The 16,351-nt window shown below is 65.5% G+C and carries 16 protein-coding genes; all 16 read left to right on the top strand.

What is annotated here, in order from left to right; genetic code table 11:
- Window positions 1-365: 365 nt before the first annotated feature.
- The 16 genes from ABZ803_RS24940 (at window position 366) to ABZ803_RS24865 (ending at window position 15,710) form a co-directional block, all read left to right on the top strand.
- A complete protein-coding gene (locus ABZ803_RS24940; RefSeq protein ID WP_357042678.1) occupies window positions 366-734 on the top strand; it encodes a hypothetical protein in 369 nt (122 codons plus the stop codon).
- Between the two features lie 237 nt (window positions 735-971).
- Complete coding sequence (locus ABZ803_RS24935) at window positions 972-1,430, top strand: hypothetical protein (protein ID WP_357042675.1); 459 nt, start codon at window positions 972-974, stop codon at window positions 1,428-1,430.
- Window positions 1,431-1,779: 349 nt separating this feature from the next.
- Window positions 1,780-3,678: a ParB N-terminal domain-containing protein gene (locus ABZ803_RS24930; protein ID WP_357042672.1), complete on the top strand. Its 1,899-nt coding sequence runs from the start codon at window positions 1,780-1,782 to the stop codon at window positions 3,676-3,678.
- Between the two features lie 169 nt (window positions 3,679-3,847).
- Window positions 3,848-4,435, top strand: a complete 588-nt coding sequence (locus ABZ803_RS24925; RefSeq protein WP_357042669.1) for a hypothetical protein — start codon at window positions 3,848-3,850, stop codon at window positions 4,433-4,435.
- A gap of 204 nt (window positions 4,436-4,639) precedes the next feature.
- Window positions 4,640-5,455, top strand: a complete 816-nt coding sequence (locus ABZ803_RS24920) for a hypothetical protein (protein ID WP_357042666.1) — start codon at window positions 4,640-4,642, stop codon at window positions 5,453-5,455.
- Window positions 5,456-5,636: 181 nt separating this feature from the next.
- The gene (locus tag ABZ803_RS24915) at window positions 5,637-6,878 is read left to right on the top strand and encodes an AAA family ATPase (protein WP_357042663.1); all 1,242 of its coding nucleotides are present in this window, start codon (window positions 5,637-5,639) and stop codon (window positions 6,876-6,878) included.
- On the top strand, window positions 6,875-8,491 hold the full coding sequence (locus ABZ803_RS24910; RefSeq protein WP_357042660.1) for a hypothetical protein: 1,617 nt from the start codon (window positions 6,875-6,877) through the stop codon (window positions 8,489-8,491). Before ABZ803_RS24915 ends, ABZ803_RS24910 begins: the two co-directional genes overlap by 4 nt.
- Before the next feature lie 35 nt (window positions 8,492-8,526).
- On the top strand, window positions 8,527-9,603 hold the full coding sequence (locus tag ABZ803_RS24905) for a DUF6744 family protein (protein WP_357042658.1): 1,077 nt from the start codon (window positions 8,527-8,529) through the stop codon (window positions 9,601-9,603).
- Window positions 9,604-9,907: 304 nt separating this feature from the next.
- Complete coding sequence (locus ABZ803_RS24900) at window positions 9,908-10,771, top strand: bifunctional DNA primase/polymerase (protein WP_357042655.1); 864 nt, start codon at window positions 9,908-9,910, stop codon at window positions 10,769-10,771.
- Between the two features lie 287 nt (window positions 10,772-11,058).
- Window positions 11,059-11,982 (top strand): PD-(D/E)XK nuclease-like domain-containing protein, encoded by a 924-nt coding sequence (locus tag ABZ803_RS24895; RefSeq protein ID WP_357042652.1) that lies wholly within the window; start codon window positions 11,059-11,061, stop codon window positions 11,980-11,982.
- Window positions 11,983-12,003: 21 nt separating this feature from the next.
- Complete coding sequence (locus tag ABZ803_RS24890) at window positions 12,004-13,137, top strand: recombinase RecT (protein WP_357042649.1); 1,134 nt, start codon at window positions 12,004-12,006, stop codon at window positions 13,135-13,137.
- A gap of 59 nt (window positions 13,138-13,196) precedes the next feature.
- A complete protein-coding gene (locus tag ABZ803_RS24885) occupies window positions 13,197-13,388 on the top strand; it encodes a hypothetical protein (RefSeq protein ID WP_357042647.1) in 192 nt (63 codons plus the stop codon).
- 88 nt (window positions 13,389-13,476) lie between these two features.
- A complete protein-coding gene (locus ABZ803_RS24880) occupies window positions 13,477-13,752 on the top strand; it encodes a hypothetical protein (protein WP_357042644.1) in 276 nt (91 codons plus the stop codon).
- A 12-nt stretch (window positions 13,753-13,764) separates the two neighbouring features.
- Window positions 13,765-14,058 carry a hypothetical protein gene (locus ABZ803_RS24875; RefSeq protein ID WP_357042641.1) on the top strand — a complete coding sequence of 98 codons (294 nt, stop codon included), beginning with the start codon at window positions 13,765-13,767 and terminating at the stop codon, window positions 14,056-14,058.
- Window positions 14,059-14,579: 521 nt separating this feature from the next.
- Complete coding sequence (locus ABZ803_RS24870) at window positions 14,580-14,792, top strand: hypothetical protein (RefSeq protein ID WP_357042638.1); 213 nt, start codon at window positions 14,580-14,582, stop codon at window positions 14,790-14,792.
- 345 nt (window positions 14,793-15,137) lie between these two features.
- On the top strand, window positions 15,138-15,710 hold the full coding sequence (locus ABZ803_RS24865) for an AAA family ATPase (RefSeq protein ID WP_357042636.1): 573 nt from the start codon (window positions 15,138-15,140) through the stop codon (window positions 15,708-15,710).
- The last annotated feature ends 641 nt before the right edge of the window (window positions 15,711-16,351 follow it).

Raw genomic sequence — 16,351 nt, 5'->3', positions numbered from 1 at the left:
CATCCGACAACACAATCTCGACAGCAGAAGGCCCACGATGCGACACGGAAACAGACTACGTACTTACTGGCCTAATTTCAGGCGCGACACACTAGGACACCTCCAACGAAGCCCCCTTCAGTTCGAGCGAAGCCCCCTTCAGTTCGAGATCCCCTCGGCGGGAACACCCCGTGCCGAGATCCACGCCACGACGGGCTCCCACCTGGGTGCCCGGCCGAAGGCGAGGAATCCAGGTGTCCTGGACCATCGAGATCCCCCCGGTGTCAGCACAGTCTGCATCAGGCGCTACAGCCGAATATGTGACTTGTCGCGTCGGTTCCTCTCAATCCCATGCCGCGACTCGGTCACGAGAAGGAAGGAAACCTATGAACACTCCCCCCGGGGTAGAGCGCACATACGCACCCGCGCGCGAAACCATCGCCCGATATCTCATCGACATCGGCGCCGGCTACCCTGACGACATTCAGTTCCAATGGGGTTCAGCATCCGGCAGTCATATCGATGCCGCGTACACAGACGAACTGACGCTTATGGTCGATGCTGGAACCGGTGACGATCTGGAATTGCCAGAAAGCGGAACGCCGGATCGTTGGCGTGTTCAGCTGGTCGGCTCCATGAACGATCGCGAGTACGTGCTCGCCGAAGGTGTCGGCACTGACCTGTACGACACACTGGCCAACACCATTCACCAGCACTCGACCCGCGCATTCCAGCCACGCCGGCTTCGGAACTGAGAAGTCATCAAAGACTGACACCGACGCAGATCGCCAACGAGTGCACATTCGCTCGCCCCGCGCTGACTGAGCGTGTTGCGCTGTGGGCATTTTCCGGCTCAGGCTCGCTGACGCGGCCGCGCCGACACCGCTGCGCAGTGCACCAGCGGGCCGCCGGAAGTGGTGGTGCGCCTCGGTCTCGAATATGCCCGAGGGTTGCGCGGCATCCCGTCGGCTCAGGGGAAGGAACCTCTCGACATGTCCATCTCCCTGCTACCTCCCCCCGCCACGCGGCGGGTCTTCGACGACGGCATCATGGGTTTGCCTGTCACCGTGTTCCGGCCCGCGTTGGCGGATCGGGGCGCCATCTCGCTGTGCACCGCGAAGCCGAGGCTATTTGTCGTCGGCATCGCTGACACCCGCGGTGATCTGCCGCTTCAGGAAATCGACGCCTGGCAACAGGAGCCGGTGTTCGATGGACGCAGCAGCGCCGTCGTTGTCCACATTCGGCAGCGCAAGGGCAATATCCATCCCGAGGTCAGTTTGGAAGCGGTGACACTGACCCTCACCGGTATCACGCGCCGCAGCAACTGTGTGTTCACCGGCGCGTACGCCGGAACCGAGCACTACGCCTTCACCGAGGTGCTCGAAAAGATCCTCGGCTATCCCGTGGCGGGGCCGTTGCCGATTCGCGCACCCGTCGGCAGCTCGTACTGAAGCCTCGCTGTCGCGCTCCCCGACGCCCTCGCTTCGCGGGTGGCGTCTGATCTCGTGCTGAACTCATCGGTCTGCGCTCGAAGCGCTTGTACCGTCTCGGCTCGGCCGCCACCTGACGCGTCGTCGACCGTGTCGAGAATGCCACCTCCCTCACCCATCGGTGAATCGGCGCTGTCCCGGGCCAGCCCACGGGTCACGACCCACGTGGAGCCAGCACCACTTGCCCGATACCCCTTGTCGGCCTGCATATCTCGCACGCCCGAAGGCGCGCACCATCAACGCCGCCGCGCAAAGCAGCTCCCAAATGCGGTGTGTCCAACCAACCTCTGTCGATAGGAGAGATATCAACATGACTGTCACCGACCTTATCCCCACCGATACCGCGGCACTCGACCCGCTCGAACCGGTCGCGACCGAGCCACCGGATGACGATGACGTACAGAATGCCGGTGAACTGATCTTCATCAACCCGAACCGGCTGGTACGTGCACCCAACCGGCCGGAGAAGCCGGAGGACCCGGATTTCGACGCCGACATCGCCGAGCACGGCAATCATGTGCCGATCGTGGTATCGCGAAACGCCGACGGAGATTACGAAGTCGAAGATGGCTGGCACCGCACTCGCGCGCTGCAAAAGACCGATCATCTGGCATGGGTGGCGGTGTTGCCAGAGGATCTCAGCAAGGACGACAAGACCCGCGTCATCGACCGTGTCCACCGCCAGTTCTCCACCGGCAAACATCGGTTCGCCCAGACCGAGGCCGATCGGCTGCACGCGATGCAGATGCTGTTCGACATCGACCTCAGCAACACCGAGGTCGCCAAGCGACTGAAACTGTCGAAAGAGACGGTCAAGAACGCACGCATCGTCGTCAAGTCCGAGCGTGCCACCGCGGCAGTCGCCAGCGACCAGCTCGACATCATCCACGCCGGGATGGCCGAACAGTTCGCCGACGATCCGGAAGCGATGCGTGAGCTGCTCGACGCCGAGCGCGACGGCATGTTCGAGGTCGTCTTCCAGCAACTGGTCGACGAGCGCAAGCGCCGCGCCGAGCAGGAAGCCGCGGAGGCCGCCGCAGCCGAAGTCGCTGAGCGGCTGCGGGAGATCCTCGCGACCACGAGCGCAGAGTTCCAGCAGCGCGGATTCGAAGTGCTCGAGTTCGAACCAGATCTCGATGACCCCGACTACCTGCCGCTGGCGGCGCTGCGGACAGGCGACGACCAGGCGGTCACCGCGGACTTCGCCGAGGACAATCCGCACGCTTTCGCGGTGTTCCTGGTCCGCAAGACCACCCTCGCGGAGACCGGTGAGCTGATCCATCCGGAGGAAGTCGACGACGTCACCCGCCACTACCCCGACGCCACCGCAAACTCGGGCCTCTACCACGCTCGTGAGGTGGTCGAGGAAGAAGAGTTCGTACCGATCTACCTCTGCCACGATCGGGACTCTGTCAACCTTCACCTGGCCGATGACGCCACGGAGCCCGACAACGACGACATCACCTCCACTGAGGACTCGCCCGAGCAGCAGGCCGCGCGCGCCGAAGCCGCGCGCAAGAAGCGTGAGGAGTGGGAACGCCAGCAGCGCGAAGAGGCCGCACGGCTCGCAGCGATCCAGCGCACCACCGCACTCAACAACCAGATGCGGTCACAGACGACCCGTCGCCGCGACAACATCCAGGCAAAGTTGTTCACCGACCGCAAAACCGTTCCTGCCGGCTGGATGGAGCTGATCGGCAAAGTCACCGATCAACCGGCCCTGCTCACACGATTCGCCGCCCAGGTCCTGCGTAGCCGACTGGGCGCAAAGGTGCCCGCCGAACCGACCGGCGGCGGAATCAAAGTTCGTGACAATCACGGCGGGATGCGCGCGCTGCTGAACACCGTGGCCGCGCTCGAGGCCGCTATCCAGGCTAGCGACACCAGCGACGACTGCAAGACCTACGAACGTCCCAACCCGCTGTACAAGCTGTATATGGAACTGCTGGAAAAGACCATCGGCCATGCTATTTCGCCGATCGAATACACCTTGACCGGTGACTTGACCCCCGACGAGGTGTTGGCCGGCCGCCGAAGCCCCCACGACCCGCCCGCAGGCCAGGACGACACCGACGAGGCTCTCGACAGCACCGAGACAGGCAACCCCGATCACACCGACGAGGAAGTCACCGACACCGGGCCGAGCACCCCCGTGGCCGAAGTCGACGACAACACCGTGGACTACACCACCGAAGCCCACGCCGCGTAACCCACTGGTGGCGGCCGCATCGCGATCGATGCGGCCGCCAGCAGAACCGCTGTCGCGGCGCCTCGAACCCCGAGCGCACACCGAGCTGCCCGGCGCTCGCCCACTACAGCAGCGACTGCCACCGGCGGCGGTCTGCCGGTGGCAACGGTTAGTCGAAAGGTAGATCTCGATGAGTTTGACGCTGCGGCCGTCCGATCCGGCGGGCAGCACCTTCCACTCCCACGGCCTCCCCACACCTGCTGGACGCTGGAGCTACATCCTCGATGACTATTCGATCGCCTATGGCAGCGGACTATGGCCCTTCCAACCCATAAAGGCTGGACAGGCCAGTAAGTCGGCGTGCTTCCGCGCGAGTTCTGTCCGTGTTTCTCCCGACGTCGAGCACCGCAGTTGGAACAACGAATACGTGTCACTGCTGCCCCGTTATGGGCTGGATGCGGCCTTCATCGAAGCACGGATGCATCTGTTCGTCCGCATGGAGGGCGCATTCGCGGTCGTCGTGCCCACCACGCTGCTGCTCAACCTTCGCACAGATACCGCCGAGCTGGCGTACGACTGCCCCCGCCAGCTCACGCGTCACGCGATCGCCAAGGCGTCCCGACTGCTGGATTTCATCGCGCGACACCAGCAAGCCCGCGACCAAGGCGTGCGGATCCCCGAAAGCGTGTCCACCCGCTGGGCCCACACCGCCAACGACGCCCGACCATCGAACACCGCACCACCATCAAGTCCTTCACCGACACGCGTCCGACATTGAGACGGGTTCGTGGACCGCGCGGCTGCCGCGTCGCGCACCAGACCCCCGAGTGTCCGGGCACAGCAGCATGGCGGAGGCAGCCAGTTGGAAATATTCTTGGGTACTCACTGCAAGAGATGGTTGTCGATCGTTCCGGTTCCGCTGTGCATCAGCGATCGGCAAATTCGCCGCGGTAGGCGACCAGGTCCCGCGCGCTCACGATGGATGCTCGACAGCGGTGCCTTCACCGAGCTCCAGCGCTTCGGCAGTTGGCAGCACGGGCCTACCCCAGCAGAGTATGTCGAGCGAGTCCGCCATTACAGCGCCGAGATCGGAAATCTTGTCGCGGTCTGGCCCCAGGACTGGCCGTGCGAGAAGGAAATCATTACTGGTGGTCGTTACGGGCGGATCCGCTACGCTGGAACTCACCTTTCGGTTCGCCGCCACCAGCACCTCACCGTGGAGAACTTTCTCCACCTGCGGTCACTGGCCCCGGAATTCCCGATCATGCCGGTGATCCAAGGATGGAGCGTCGCGGACTATCTGCGCTGCACGCAAATGTATATCGACGCCGGCGTCGATCTTGCTACACAGCCGCGGGTCGGCGTCGGTTCCATTTGCCGACGACAAGGCACCCGCGAAGCCGCCGAAATCTTCGCCACCCTCATCGACGCCGTTCCTGGAATACGGTTACACGGTTTCGGCGTGAAACAAGCCGGGCTGACTGCCTACGGGCCACTGCTGGCTTCAAGCGATTCGCTTGCCTGGTCTAAGAACGCCTTGCATGCACCGCCACTGCCGGGATGCCACCACCGTCGATGCACCAACTGCCTACAAGCTGCACTGAGATGGCGGGCGAAGCTGCTCAACTCTCTGGCCACCGCCAGCCCGAACTACCGCGGCATCCAGCTGTCCTTCGATGTCGAGACCGCCCAATGGCAGGCAGACGGCGAAGCGCAACAGCTCGCAGGCGCAACGGATTGGCTCGGCCACATCGCTGGTAGTGCGGCGTCCACAGGCGCCCAGCTACCAGCACCGTGACGCTCCACCCGCCGTCGTGTCCCGGCGGTCGCGCCGAGCGTGCACACCAGTCCCGATTTCGATCCGCACCGACGCCGGTGGCAGTCGGCCCGCCCGACACCCAGTGGCCGCTTTCCACCAGTCCTCGGCCGCCTGTAACCCCTGTTCACCACCTGATCCTGTGATTGCGAGAACACCACCTATGAGCAACACCCCTGTGCCTGCACCCGCAGCCGCGACAGCAATCTCGAATCCCGTCGCCGCGCGCATGCGGGCCATCGTGGAGGAGCTGTCGCATGACTTCCTCGAACGCGGCGAGGTGGTGCGTTCCATCGTGATCGCCATGCTCGCCCGCCAGCACTCCTTTCTGCTGGGTCCGCCCGGGACGGCGAAATCGGAACTGTCGCGTGCCTTGACCGCACGCATCACCGGCGCGCGCCGGTGGGAGATCCAGATGTCGAAGTTCACCTCCCCCACCAAAATGTTCGGCCCCGTGGACGTCGCCGCGCTCACCCAAGGGGAGTACCGGCAAATCCTCGACGGTCGCGCCACCACCGCGCACATCGCGTTCGTCGACGAGATCTTCAAGTGCAATCTCGGAGCGCTCAACGAGACCCTCTCTTGGCTCAACGAACGCATCTACGTTCCCGAATCGGGCGGAGACCCCGTGGTCTGTCCGCTGATCAGCGCGGTCACCGCCAGCAACGAGCTGCCCGTCGGCGAGGAGTCCGCTGCCATCTGGGACCGGCTCACAGTGCGTTTGGTGGTGGACTACTTGGCCCAACCGGGGAACTTCGAATCGCTGATCCGCTCGGCTGTGCGACCGGCTGCCGCACCGGCCCAGCCCACCACAATCGACCTCACGGAACTACAGCACGCCGTCGACGTCGATGTCCCCGCCGTCATGTTGCCCGACGGCATCATCGATGCACTGCGCGAACTGCGCTCGGCCCTCGCCGGCCAGGACATCGTGGTGTCCGACCGTCGTTGGCGCCAATGCGCACGGCTGCTGCAGGCTTCCGCGTGGCTGGATGGCCGTGACCAGGTCAACGACAACGATCTGGCAATCCTCGCTCACGTGCTCTGGTCCACACTGGCCCAACGCGAGACCGTGCAGACCACCCTGGTGAAGATGATCAATCCCGATGCTGCCGAGGCCTTGAACGCTCAAGAAACCATCCGGCAGCTGATGGCTGATCTCGATCAGAAACAGAACACCCTGACCCCTGCGGAACTCGCCAGATGGGGCGTCGAAGAGGCCCTCGACAAACTCCGGGACCTCGGAGGCCAGTTGGTCACATTGCGGCAGAAGGCGGCGGACGCCGGACGTGCCACCGACACCGTCGATTCGGTCATGGCGGAACACGCCGCGCTGCACGAGCGGATCATGAGAGATGTCTTGCATGTCCCTGCGACGCCGGTGACCGCGGGAGCGGTGCGATGAACTCGCGAACCGTGACAACGATCGCGCAACTCGCGCGCAAAGCCGGGCACTGGCTCGGGCTCACCGACCCCCCGCCGCGCCATGTGCACGCGGTCATCAGCGACCGCTACGACGAGGACGCCTGGGTCCAGACACTGCACGAGGCCGCCTCGCTCACCGATCTACAAGCCGAGCTGACACCGCGGCTGCCTCATGCCGACGACTTGCTACGTGACATGTTCGTGCTGGCCATCAAACACAGCCCCGCCATCCGCAAGGCCGACGACATGGTCGCCTCCAGGCTGCCCAACCGCGCCATCATCGAATCCATCTCAGCGACCCCGGAATTCCAGCAGCTGCACCGACACACCATCGGAGATCGTTACGCCGCGGCCATGGCGGTCCTGGCCCAGGCGCCTGCGATCCGCGCCATGCTCGACAACGCCGACGACGCGCAACGCGCCGCTGAGGAGGCGCAGCGCCGCGAGCAAGCCGCGCAGGCCGCCGCGGGCGCGGCCGCAGACGCGTTCGCCCAAGCCGACGCCGCCGTCGACGGCCAGCAAGCCGTGCCGGATCACCACCTCCAGGCGGTCACTCAGGCGGTCGATACCGCCGACACCGCACAGCAGGCCGCCGAGGCCGCGGTGGCGCAGGCCCGTGACGCCGCCGCGGCGCTGGCGTCGAGTCTGCGCGCCAGCCTGCGGGAAGCCATGACCGAAGCCGCAGGTCAGGCGCATGCCGGGAAGGTACTGATGGATGCCTGGCAGCTGCCGCCTGCGCAGCTGCAGCGCATGTCGTTCTCCGAACGCAGCGACCTCGCCCGCCGTTTGCGTTCAGGTCGACTCGGCGAGTACGCCGAGTTGATCGGCCGATTCCGCATGGTCGCCGAGGCAGAACACGCCCAGCGCTGCGATCACGGACACGACGAACTCGCCGGGATCACCCGCGGCGACGACTTGTCACGCCTGCTTCCCAGCGAGTTGACCGCGCTTGCTGTCCCAGCGTTACGCGCACAGTTCGCCGCCCGCTACGCCGAGGCGGACCTGACGATGTACGAAATCATCGGCGAAGAAAGACAAGGGCTCGGCGCGATCATCGCCGCGATCGACTGCTCGAGCTCGATGAACAGACCCCACCAAGACTCGCGAGGAAGAACGGTGACCCGCGAAGCGTGGGCCAAAGCATGCGCGCTGGCACTGCTGGACCAGGCCCGCCGTCAACGCCGCGACTTCGTCGCCATCCTGTTCTCCGACGCCACCGACATCGACACCTTCCGATTTCCCGCAACCGAACCCCCACCGCTGGAACGCGTGCTGGCCATGGCCGATTGCTTCCCCGCCAACGGCACCGACTTCCAAGCCCCACTCGGTGCCGCGACAGAAGTCATCGCCGAGCACTACAACCGCCAGCACACCCCACGAGGGGACATCGTGCTCATCACCGATGGCGAAGCCACCGTCGAAGACACCTGGCTCACCGACTGGAGAAACCGCAAAGCAACTCTCGGCTTCCGCGTCTTCGGGATCTCCATCAAAGCAGCACCGGGAGCCACCCTCCAGACGCTGTGCGATGACCTGCGCGTCATCGACGAACTCACCCCGACCGCCACCGCCGACTTGTTCGCAACCATCTGACCACCTCGATCTCCGGCCCGAAAGCGACAGCCGACATGACCACTACCACCGCATCACCCACACCGCTGCCCCCCGACAACGCGAGTGCACGAGAGCGTCTGTCGGCCTACTCCCAGCAAGCCGACCAGGCCCCCAGCCTCGGATTCGTCGTGCTATACAGCGTGTTCGGTGGAGAGGTCACGCCCGAGACCGCCGCCGCCTGGTTTCGCGAGCTGCGCCTGGACCAGTCCTTCCTGCCGGGAAAACTACGCGCCGACAACGCCTTCGAACGAGTAACCGGCAGCGACGGCGTCCACGACACCTACGATCTGGCCGACGTGGAAGAGCCCAGCCCGACCGTCGCCGCCGCACCAGCCGCGCAAAGCTCGGCGCGAACCGGTGTCCGCTCGGCCAACCTCATGATCCGTCACGTGCGCCGCAGCCAGAACAGGATCATGCGGCACATCGTTCGCGAAGTCCGCGACGAGACCGCCTCCGAACTCGCCTACGACACCCACCTCGGCGAAGTCGAGTTCCGCCGCGCCCCCGGCCACGACGGATCCGGCACCTTGTCGGTCACGCTCGACTACACCGCGGTCGGTTCCCTGCCCGCGGCCGAGCAGGCCCGCGTCCACGCCCTGGCCCGCAAGATCGATGAACGCTACCTGTGGCAGTGCACGTATCTCGGTTCCGACCGCGTGCGGACAATCCTGCTGAAGTACATGCGTGCGCTCGAGGCAGTCGCGTTGCGCCCCACCGGCGGGGTGTATTTCGTGACCGCCGAGCATGCCGATACTCTCGCCGCGCTGCGTGAGTTCACCGATCGAGTCGGCGATGGCAGTCTGCTGGCCCGTATCCCGTTGGCCGATCAGGCCGAGATGCGTCAACTGGTGATCCAGTCGTTCGTCACCTCCGCGCGTGACGAACTGCAGAAACTCTCCCTCGAGATCGCCGCCGCCAGCCGCGGCGGCGTCAGCAGCAACAAACTGACCGCGCTCCACGACCGGTATCGTGCCGTCAAGGCCCAGACCGAGAAGTACTCCCAGCGACTCGCGACCAGCCTCGGGGAAACAGAGTTCTCGCTGCAATTGGTCCAGCAACAGCTCGCCGCACTGTTCAAGGTCGCCGACTGACCGTGCCCTTGCCCCTATACCGCGCTGCGTCCCGGCGCCGTCCAACGGGTTCACGCCCCGCGAAGTTCCCGCATCGCGGCCCCTAAGGGAGCAGCGTTTGATCTTAAGGAGATCTCGATAATCTGTGCCAAGGTTCGATTCCTCTGACTCGGCCGGATCCGGCATCCCGCAGCGCCCGCCGTCGCCCCGGGGTTCGATCGAGTTTGCCGAGAAGGCGGGGTTCCCTCCGGCCCGCCGCCTACCTACTATTCCGCCGTACCCTGGGCACATGGCTGGAGCGCGGAGGGCACCGGCGCCACGCTTGATGCGCGCTGCGCTCGCCGCCGCTGACCGCGGTTTCTGGGTGTTTCCACTCGGCCCGGGATCCAAAAAGCCTGCGCTGCCCAAAATCAACTGGCAGCACCTGGCCACTCGCGACCCGGAAGTGATCGCTCGCGCGTGGCGGAAGGCGGCGTTCAACATCGGCATCGCCTGCGGCCCCAGTCGACTGCTCGTGCTCGACCTCGACCCCAGCCACGGCGACCGGCCACCTCCGGAATGGGAAGGCGCTCGCCATGGCCGCGACGTCCTGGCCCGCCTGACCGCCGCCCGCCAAGTTCCCTACCCACTCCACACCTACCGGGTAGCCACACCGTCAGGCGGTGAGCACCTCTACTTCGCCGCTCCCGAGACACCCGAATTGGGCAATAGCTCAGGGCGGCTCGGGTGGCGCATCGACACCCGCGGCGCCGGCGGCTACGTCGTCGGCGCCGGATCGGTCTCGCGCAGCGGCCACCCCTACCAACTACTGGATGACCGGCCACCTGCTCCACCACCGGACTGGCTGATCACCGCCCTCACCCCACCACCCCTCCCGTCCCCGGCCACGGTCAACCTTGCCGAAGTGCGCGTCAACGCCTATGTGCGCGCCGCGCTGGTCAAACAGGTCGAACGGATCATGGCCGCACCGCGGGGCCAGCGTCACGACACCCTACTTTCAGCCGCTGGTTCCATCGGGCGCCTCGTCGGGGCAGGGCTGCTCACCCGCGACGACGCGCACCGGGTCCTGAGTGCAGCCGCCGACAGCCACATCGGCATCGACGAGTTCACCGAACACGAAGCCGAACGCGTCATCAGCGACGGCCTCGACTTCGGCATCGCCCACCCCCGCCATATCAACCTGCACTGACAGCCCTAGCCCGACGACGCGCCTACCAGCCGGATACATCACACAGCCGCACCAGCCGGTTGCGGCACAAGATCTACAGCCGACCCCCGCTAGTCAGCGCCCACTACGGGCTTCGCGGTGAACGGCACCTTTGATTTCGCTGCGTCACACGCCGAGCCGATCCGAGCCGATCCCGAGTGAGACCGTCTGTCCGCCGCTGGATCCTCTGGGCGAACAGACTGCCAACGGTGCCACCGCACACGCAGACACACTGCACTGGTCCCCAGGGGCGCGAGACAGGATTCTACGTGAAATCTATTGCGGCCAGCGCTTTGTCGCGCCACCGGCCCCAGAGACGCTGCGTCGCTGTCGGCAGGGCTTCATCGGAGTTCCTGCACACCACCACCCCGACCGCCGGCATCCACCTACACCTGCCCGACCAGGTCTATCACCGCTATCACCCCACCTCCCTGTCCAGCTCCGGAGCGCGACGACTGTGGTGGTCGGGGATCACCCCACGCCAGTTCCACTACGAACAGCTCTACGGCGCCCCCGACACCGACACCCTCGAGTTCGGGCGCGCCGTGCACACCCTCACCTTGGGTTCCGGCCCGCCGGTGATGCGGCTGGAGTTCCGGGACTGGAAAACCAAACGCGCTCAGGAACTGCGCCGCTGGTATCGCCAGACCGGCCGGATCCCGCTGCTGGCCCACGGGTACGACAAGGCCCACGCCATGGCCGCCGCGACCCGCGCGCACCCGGCGCTGGTGCCGCTTCTGGCCGAAGGCTGGCAGGAGGTGTCGTTCTACTGGCCCGACCCGCTCACCGGGCTGATGCTGCGAGCACGCCCGGACTGGCTGCATCCCTTCGACGACGAAGGCGGGGTGGAGGTCGTCGAACTCAAGACCACCGACAGCGCCGACCCCGAAGACTTCGCCTGGTCGGTCCTGCGCTACGGCTACCACCTGCAACAGGACTGGTACCAGCAGGGCATCCGCGCCTGCGGGCTGGTGGTGCGCCGGTTCCTGTTCGCGGCCGTCAGCAAGCATCCACCACATGTGGTCAGCGTCTGCGAGCTGTACCCCGACGACGTCGCTGAGGCCGCCGTGGAGAACCGGCGCGCGGTGAACCTGTATGCCCGCTGCCTGGACACCGACGACTGGCCCGCCCACGGCACCGGCGTCCACCGCATCCGCCTGCCCCGCCGCGCGAACCTGCGCTACCGCCACTGACGAGAAGGGACACCCCGCTCCATGTCCGCACCCCCGCCCGCCGGGCCGCGCTCACCGCTGGCCATCGCCCCCGGGCAGACCACATTCACCCACACCCAGATCCAAGCCCTCGCTCAGGCCGCGCGGTGGCGGGACCATCCGCCTGAAGCCGCGCTCAACCTGCTGTTGCACGCCGCCGTCACCAGCGGACTGGACCCCTTCCGCGAACAGATCCGGCTGCTGCACCGCACAGAAGTAGTGACCACCGTGTCGGGGCAGGAAAAGCTCGAGCAGCGGTGGTCGGTGGAAACCTCCATCCACGGCTTCCGGATCCTGGGACACCGCGCCGCCCACGACCGCGGCGTGCGTCTCGAGACATCCGAACCGCTGTTCTACGACGACCGGGCGCGGGACTGGGTGCAGGCCTGGCCCTACGACACCCCGCCGGTGGCGGCGAAGTACACGATCACCGCCGTGCACTCCGACGGTCACCGCGAAACCGCGGTCGGTGTCGTGCACTACGACGAGTTCGTCAAGACCACCATCGGCGGCGACCCCTCCCGCGGTTGGGCGAAGATGCCGCGGCACATGCTGGCCAAATGCGCCGAGGCCGACGCCTGGCGGCGGCTGTTCCCCCACGAACTGGGATGGCTGCAGCTGGCCGACAGCGCCGACACCGCCAACGAACCCACCAGCGCCCACTCCGACAGCCTCGCCCAGCCCGCTACACCGCGCAACACTGTCGCAGTGCTCGGCGCTCCCCGGATTTCGTCGGACACCACCGTGGCTGCGACGGCAGACGCTACCGGCGACACGCCCACCGCCACCCAGGCTGCCCGGGCGTCGACACCGACTTCCACCGCGGAGCCTGATCCCACTCCGACCGAGGAAGCGTCCGCGGACACCGCAGGGGCGACAGCCCCGGCGGTGCGACGGACACCACGCACCGTGACTCGCCGACGTGCCACGACCACCGACCCCTCCCCTGCCCAGCAGTTCCTTGATTCGGCCGCCACCGCCTTGCGGCGCGACTCGGCGGGTGTCCTCGGTTGGGCCGCGCAGCAGCTGGGACGACAGATCGACGGCCCCAGCGACCTGTCGACCGACGATCTCGCCCGACTGCAATCCGCCCTACCTGCGCCAGCGCCTGCACCCGACGACGACACGAAATCCTGACCGTGGACTCGCGAATCAATCCGCCCCGATCACAGGTCTCTGACACCGCCGGGAACGGCGTGACCATTGGAACGGTGATCGCATACGCCTCCGATTTGCCGAGCAAGGAAGCAGCGATGTCGGCTGTCAGTAAGTACGACAGCGTGGATGAGCACTACTGCCCTGCTTGCGACCGCATTACCGAGTGGGTATGGAATGTGGATGAACTGCAATGTTTCAACCATTCGGGGGCGTTCAGCGGCGAAAGGTGAAGGTGTCGCCGTGACAGTGGGCCACAAACGTGCGGTGGCCCAGCTGCCACGCTAGTCGGCGCGAGTTCGAAACGTAGGAGGTTTCAGCGTGTCAATTCTGACTCTTCATGACGCGGCCAGTCTGGGCCGGCTGATCGCTGCGGCGCAGTCGAATTCGCGAGTGGGATTCACTGTTGAGGGTAGCGCGCCGCTGTACGGCACTGCGCGGCGGATCGGCGACGAGAACGGCGCGAACATCCACGGGCGCGATGTTCGAGACGCGCTTCTTTGGGTCACGACCGATCAGGGGTTCGAGCATTTCCTACCGGTCCGGGACCTGATCGAAGCCTTGGGCAAGACGTTTTTCATTCTCGGTGACAAGTAGAAGGGGGCGGTTATGTTCGGGAACATCGCGGTCATCGAGCGAGCGAAGGCGACGGCGTACGCGTACGACATCGGCCCGTTTCTTGGCGCATTCGAGGCCGTTGCGTTCGGGGAGTACTGGTCTAGATTCGGGCGGCACGAGCACGGCGAAATGCAAGGGGCGCTCGGTAGGGCCTACAACTGCGACAAGCGCTACTGGCAGTGCTGGCACGCCGAGGGCGCAAAGCCTGACGACGGCTCCGCGATGCGGTGTGTGCAGGCGGCCCAGGCGCTGGTGGCGCTGCTGCCTTCGGTGAGGGTGGTGTGATGCTGGTCGAGGTCGATGGTCAGCAGTACGTGAAAACGCTTGGCACTCACAGCTGCCTGCGAGGCTGACAATCCGTGCCAGATATGGCCTGAAGCCGACCTGTTCGCCGTATCGGTTTGCCATTCCGAAGCGGATTGGCCGAGATCCTGGAAAAGCCACCACCGGTCGCCTTCTGTCTGCTGCACGAGGCACGAGATGAGGAACGTATATCTCAACGACCTTCGCACACCGACTTTTCAACGGCTTCCGTTCTTTTTCGGGCCTGCCCTCGGCATCGAGGAGTTAAGGCCCGCTGTCACAGTATCCCTTACCGAAAGGTCACCGCCATGCTGGTATTCGAGCAAGTCAACCCTTCCCGCTTCGAAGCGCGCCTCCGGCTGGGCCGGCCATCTACGTCGAGACGGACCATTCGTCGGCACCGAACGCCGAGAAAGGTTTTCGCTGTCATCCGAGCAGATCACACCGGTGAGTTCCTTCTGTATGTGCACGATCAGCCGGGCCAGCGTCCTACCCGTCGCCCAGTGCGTTTCGAAGACTTCACCAGTGCACACCATGCCGCGAATGTCGTCGCATCACTGTCACAGGTCCACCTCGCCCAGCTGCGCGCCGACGTGGCCGACCACATCGCGGAGAACTTCCGTAACGACGAGGTACCCGACATCGGCACGCGGGCGACCACGAAGCTGCCCGCAGCAGCCATCGCCCGCTACGCGATCCGACAAGGTCTCATCTGAGATCGAGCCTCGCCCCGTCCGGCCATCGCTGCGCCGATGAGAAACCCGCCTGTCAGCCACGGACCGTGCTCGACGTCGGTGTCGCTCAACCGTGCCGGGACCTTCCAGGCCCCGCAGTGATCGCCGCGTCCCGGTGAATGCCTCCACCACCCCGAGCCCGTCACCGCCCCGTCCACCGCATCAAAGCAGTCCAGAGTGGCAGAACATGATGAAACCCGCTACAGCACAAACGAGTTAGCGATTCGTGGTGGGTTGAAACCGTCGGCGATCGGGCCCCTGAGTGTGGTGCCGGGGGTCTGCCCGGGCCAAGGGAAACACGCACATCCAGATGGGAGGAATCTTTTGATGAGCGTTGCGCTGAACTCGCCCGGCGGGACTCTGATCATCGTCTTGCGGGGCTTGATGGGCGCGGGCAAGTCGACGCTGGCCGACCAGCTTGCCTCGAGCACACCGACAACCGCCATCGTCTGCCGAGACACGATCCGCAGCAAGCACTTTCATCTCCACGGCCGCCTCAGTGACAGCGAAGAAGACACTGTCAGCGAAATGGAAATGCGGGAGTGCGTCGAGCATCTCGACCGGGATTACAACGTCGTCATCGACGCCACCAACCTCGAACCCGACCACGTCCATCGCTGGCAGACCCTGGCCCGCGCGCGCGGCATCCACTGCATGGTGATCGACGTGCACGCCCCCCTCGACACCTGCATCGCACGCGTCGCCCACCGCGCACGACACGGCGGCCACGATGTGGACGAGCAGGTCATCCGCCAGGCATGCCAGCAACACCCACCCGGAACCTGGTCACCCCCTGCGGATTATGTCGTCGGTGAATGTACGACGCCTTCCGCCGCTGTGCCTGCCCCGCCAACACCTCGGCCACCGACTACGCCGCCGTCGGAACAAACAACCCGGTGACGCGCCGCGGCAACCCGGCGCTCGACCCAAAGCCGTTCGAACCCTCGCACCGACATCGACCCGGCACCGCGGCTGCTCCAAACGTGCGCGGACCTCGACGACGGGCACCCGAAGTTCTTCGTAGCGTCTCGGAGCTCAAGAGATAGTAGGTGTTTGGCTCCAACGACTGTTGGTGGCGCATCCGGCGAGATCGAGCGGCTTCCCGACGACCGCCACTGCGCGAACTGGGCCAGCACGCGTTCGATCTCCACTCCATGGGCTCGGCCGGCCGCATTCGCCTCACCCCTGACCACGACCACGTCACCGCGGGTTGGATGACCTGGTAGCCGGTAAGCCGCCACCACTCGGCGGCCGCACCTTGCTTCCACCGCCGTGCCCAGCCGAGCACAGTCTTCGAGCCCCGCGGTGCACGCACCGGAGGTCTGCGCCGCGTCAGCAGCCCCCGTAGGAATACCGACTCACTGACCCGCGACCCGGCGCAGTCCTCACATCCTTCACGTTGCTGATGTCTTCAATCACCTGGCCGGTAGGGCTCGTCCTTGCCGCAATCCCGTCGTTCTGGCTCCTGCTGCTTCCCCGCCTCTACCGAATACTTCGTCGGCGCCGCTGAACCCTGTTCCACCACAACTCTTTCGCGTCTG

It is taken from the genome of Nocardia sp. NPDC047648 (assembly GCF_040642815.1).
GTDB lineage: Bacteria > Actinomycetota > Actinomycetes > Mycobacteriales > Mycobacteriaceae > Nocardia > Nocardia gamkensis.
Note: the sequence above shows the minus strand (reverse complement) of the source record. Positions and strands in the feature narration are given on the sequence as shown.

Coding starts and splice junctions, on each gene's coding strand:
- ABZ803_RS24940 (WP_357042678.1), top strand. CDS start 366: ATGAACACTCCCCCCGGGGTAGAGCGCACATACGCACCCGCGCGCGAA.
- ABZ803_RS24905 (WP_357042658.1), top strand. CDS start 8,527: ATGACCACTACCACCGCATCACCCACACCGCTGCCCCCCGACAACGCG.
- ABZ803_RS24875 (WP_357042641.1), top strand. CDS start 13,765: ATGTTCGGGAACATCGCGGTCATCGAGCGAGCGAAGGCGACGGCGTAC.
- ABZ803_RS24920 (WP_357042666.1), top strand. CDS start 4,640: ATGCTCGACAGCGGTGCCTTCACCGAGCTCCAGCGCTTCGGCAGTTGG.
- ABZ803_RS24865 (WP_357042636.1), top strand. CDS start 15,138: ATGAGCGTTGCGCTGAACTCGCCCGGCGGGACTCTGATCATCGTCTTG.
- ABZ803_RS24910 (WP_357042660.1), top strand. CDS start 6,875: ATGAACTCGCGAACCGTGACAACGATCGCGCAACTCGCGCGCAAAGCC.
- ABZ803_RS24930 (WP_357042672.1), top strand. CDS start 1,780: ATGACTGTCACCGACCTTATCCCCACCGATACCGCGGCACTCGACCCG.
- ABZ803_RS24915 (WP_357042663.1), top strand. CDS start 5,637: ATGAGCAACACCCCTGTGCCTGCACCCGCAGCCGCGACAGCAATCTCG.
- ABZ803_RS24935 (WP_357042675.1), top strand. CDS start 972: ATGTCCATCTCCCTGCTACCTCCCCCCGCCACGCGGCGGGTCTTCGAC.
- ABZ803_RS24925 (WP_357042669.1), top strand. CDS start 3,848: ATGAGTTTGACGCTGCGGCCGTCCGATCCGGCGGGCAGCACCTTCCAC.
- ABZ803_RS24900 (WP_357042655.1), top strand. CDS start 9,908: ATGCGCGCTGCGCTCGCCGCCGCTGACCGCGGTTTCTGGGTGTTTCCA.
- ABZ803_RS24890 (WP_357042649.1), top strand. CDS start 12,004: ATGTCCGCACCCCCGCCCGCCGGGCCGCGCTCACCGCTGGCCATCGCC.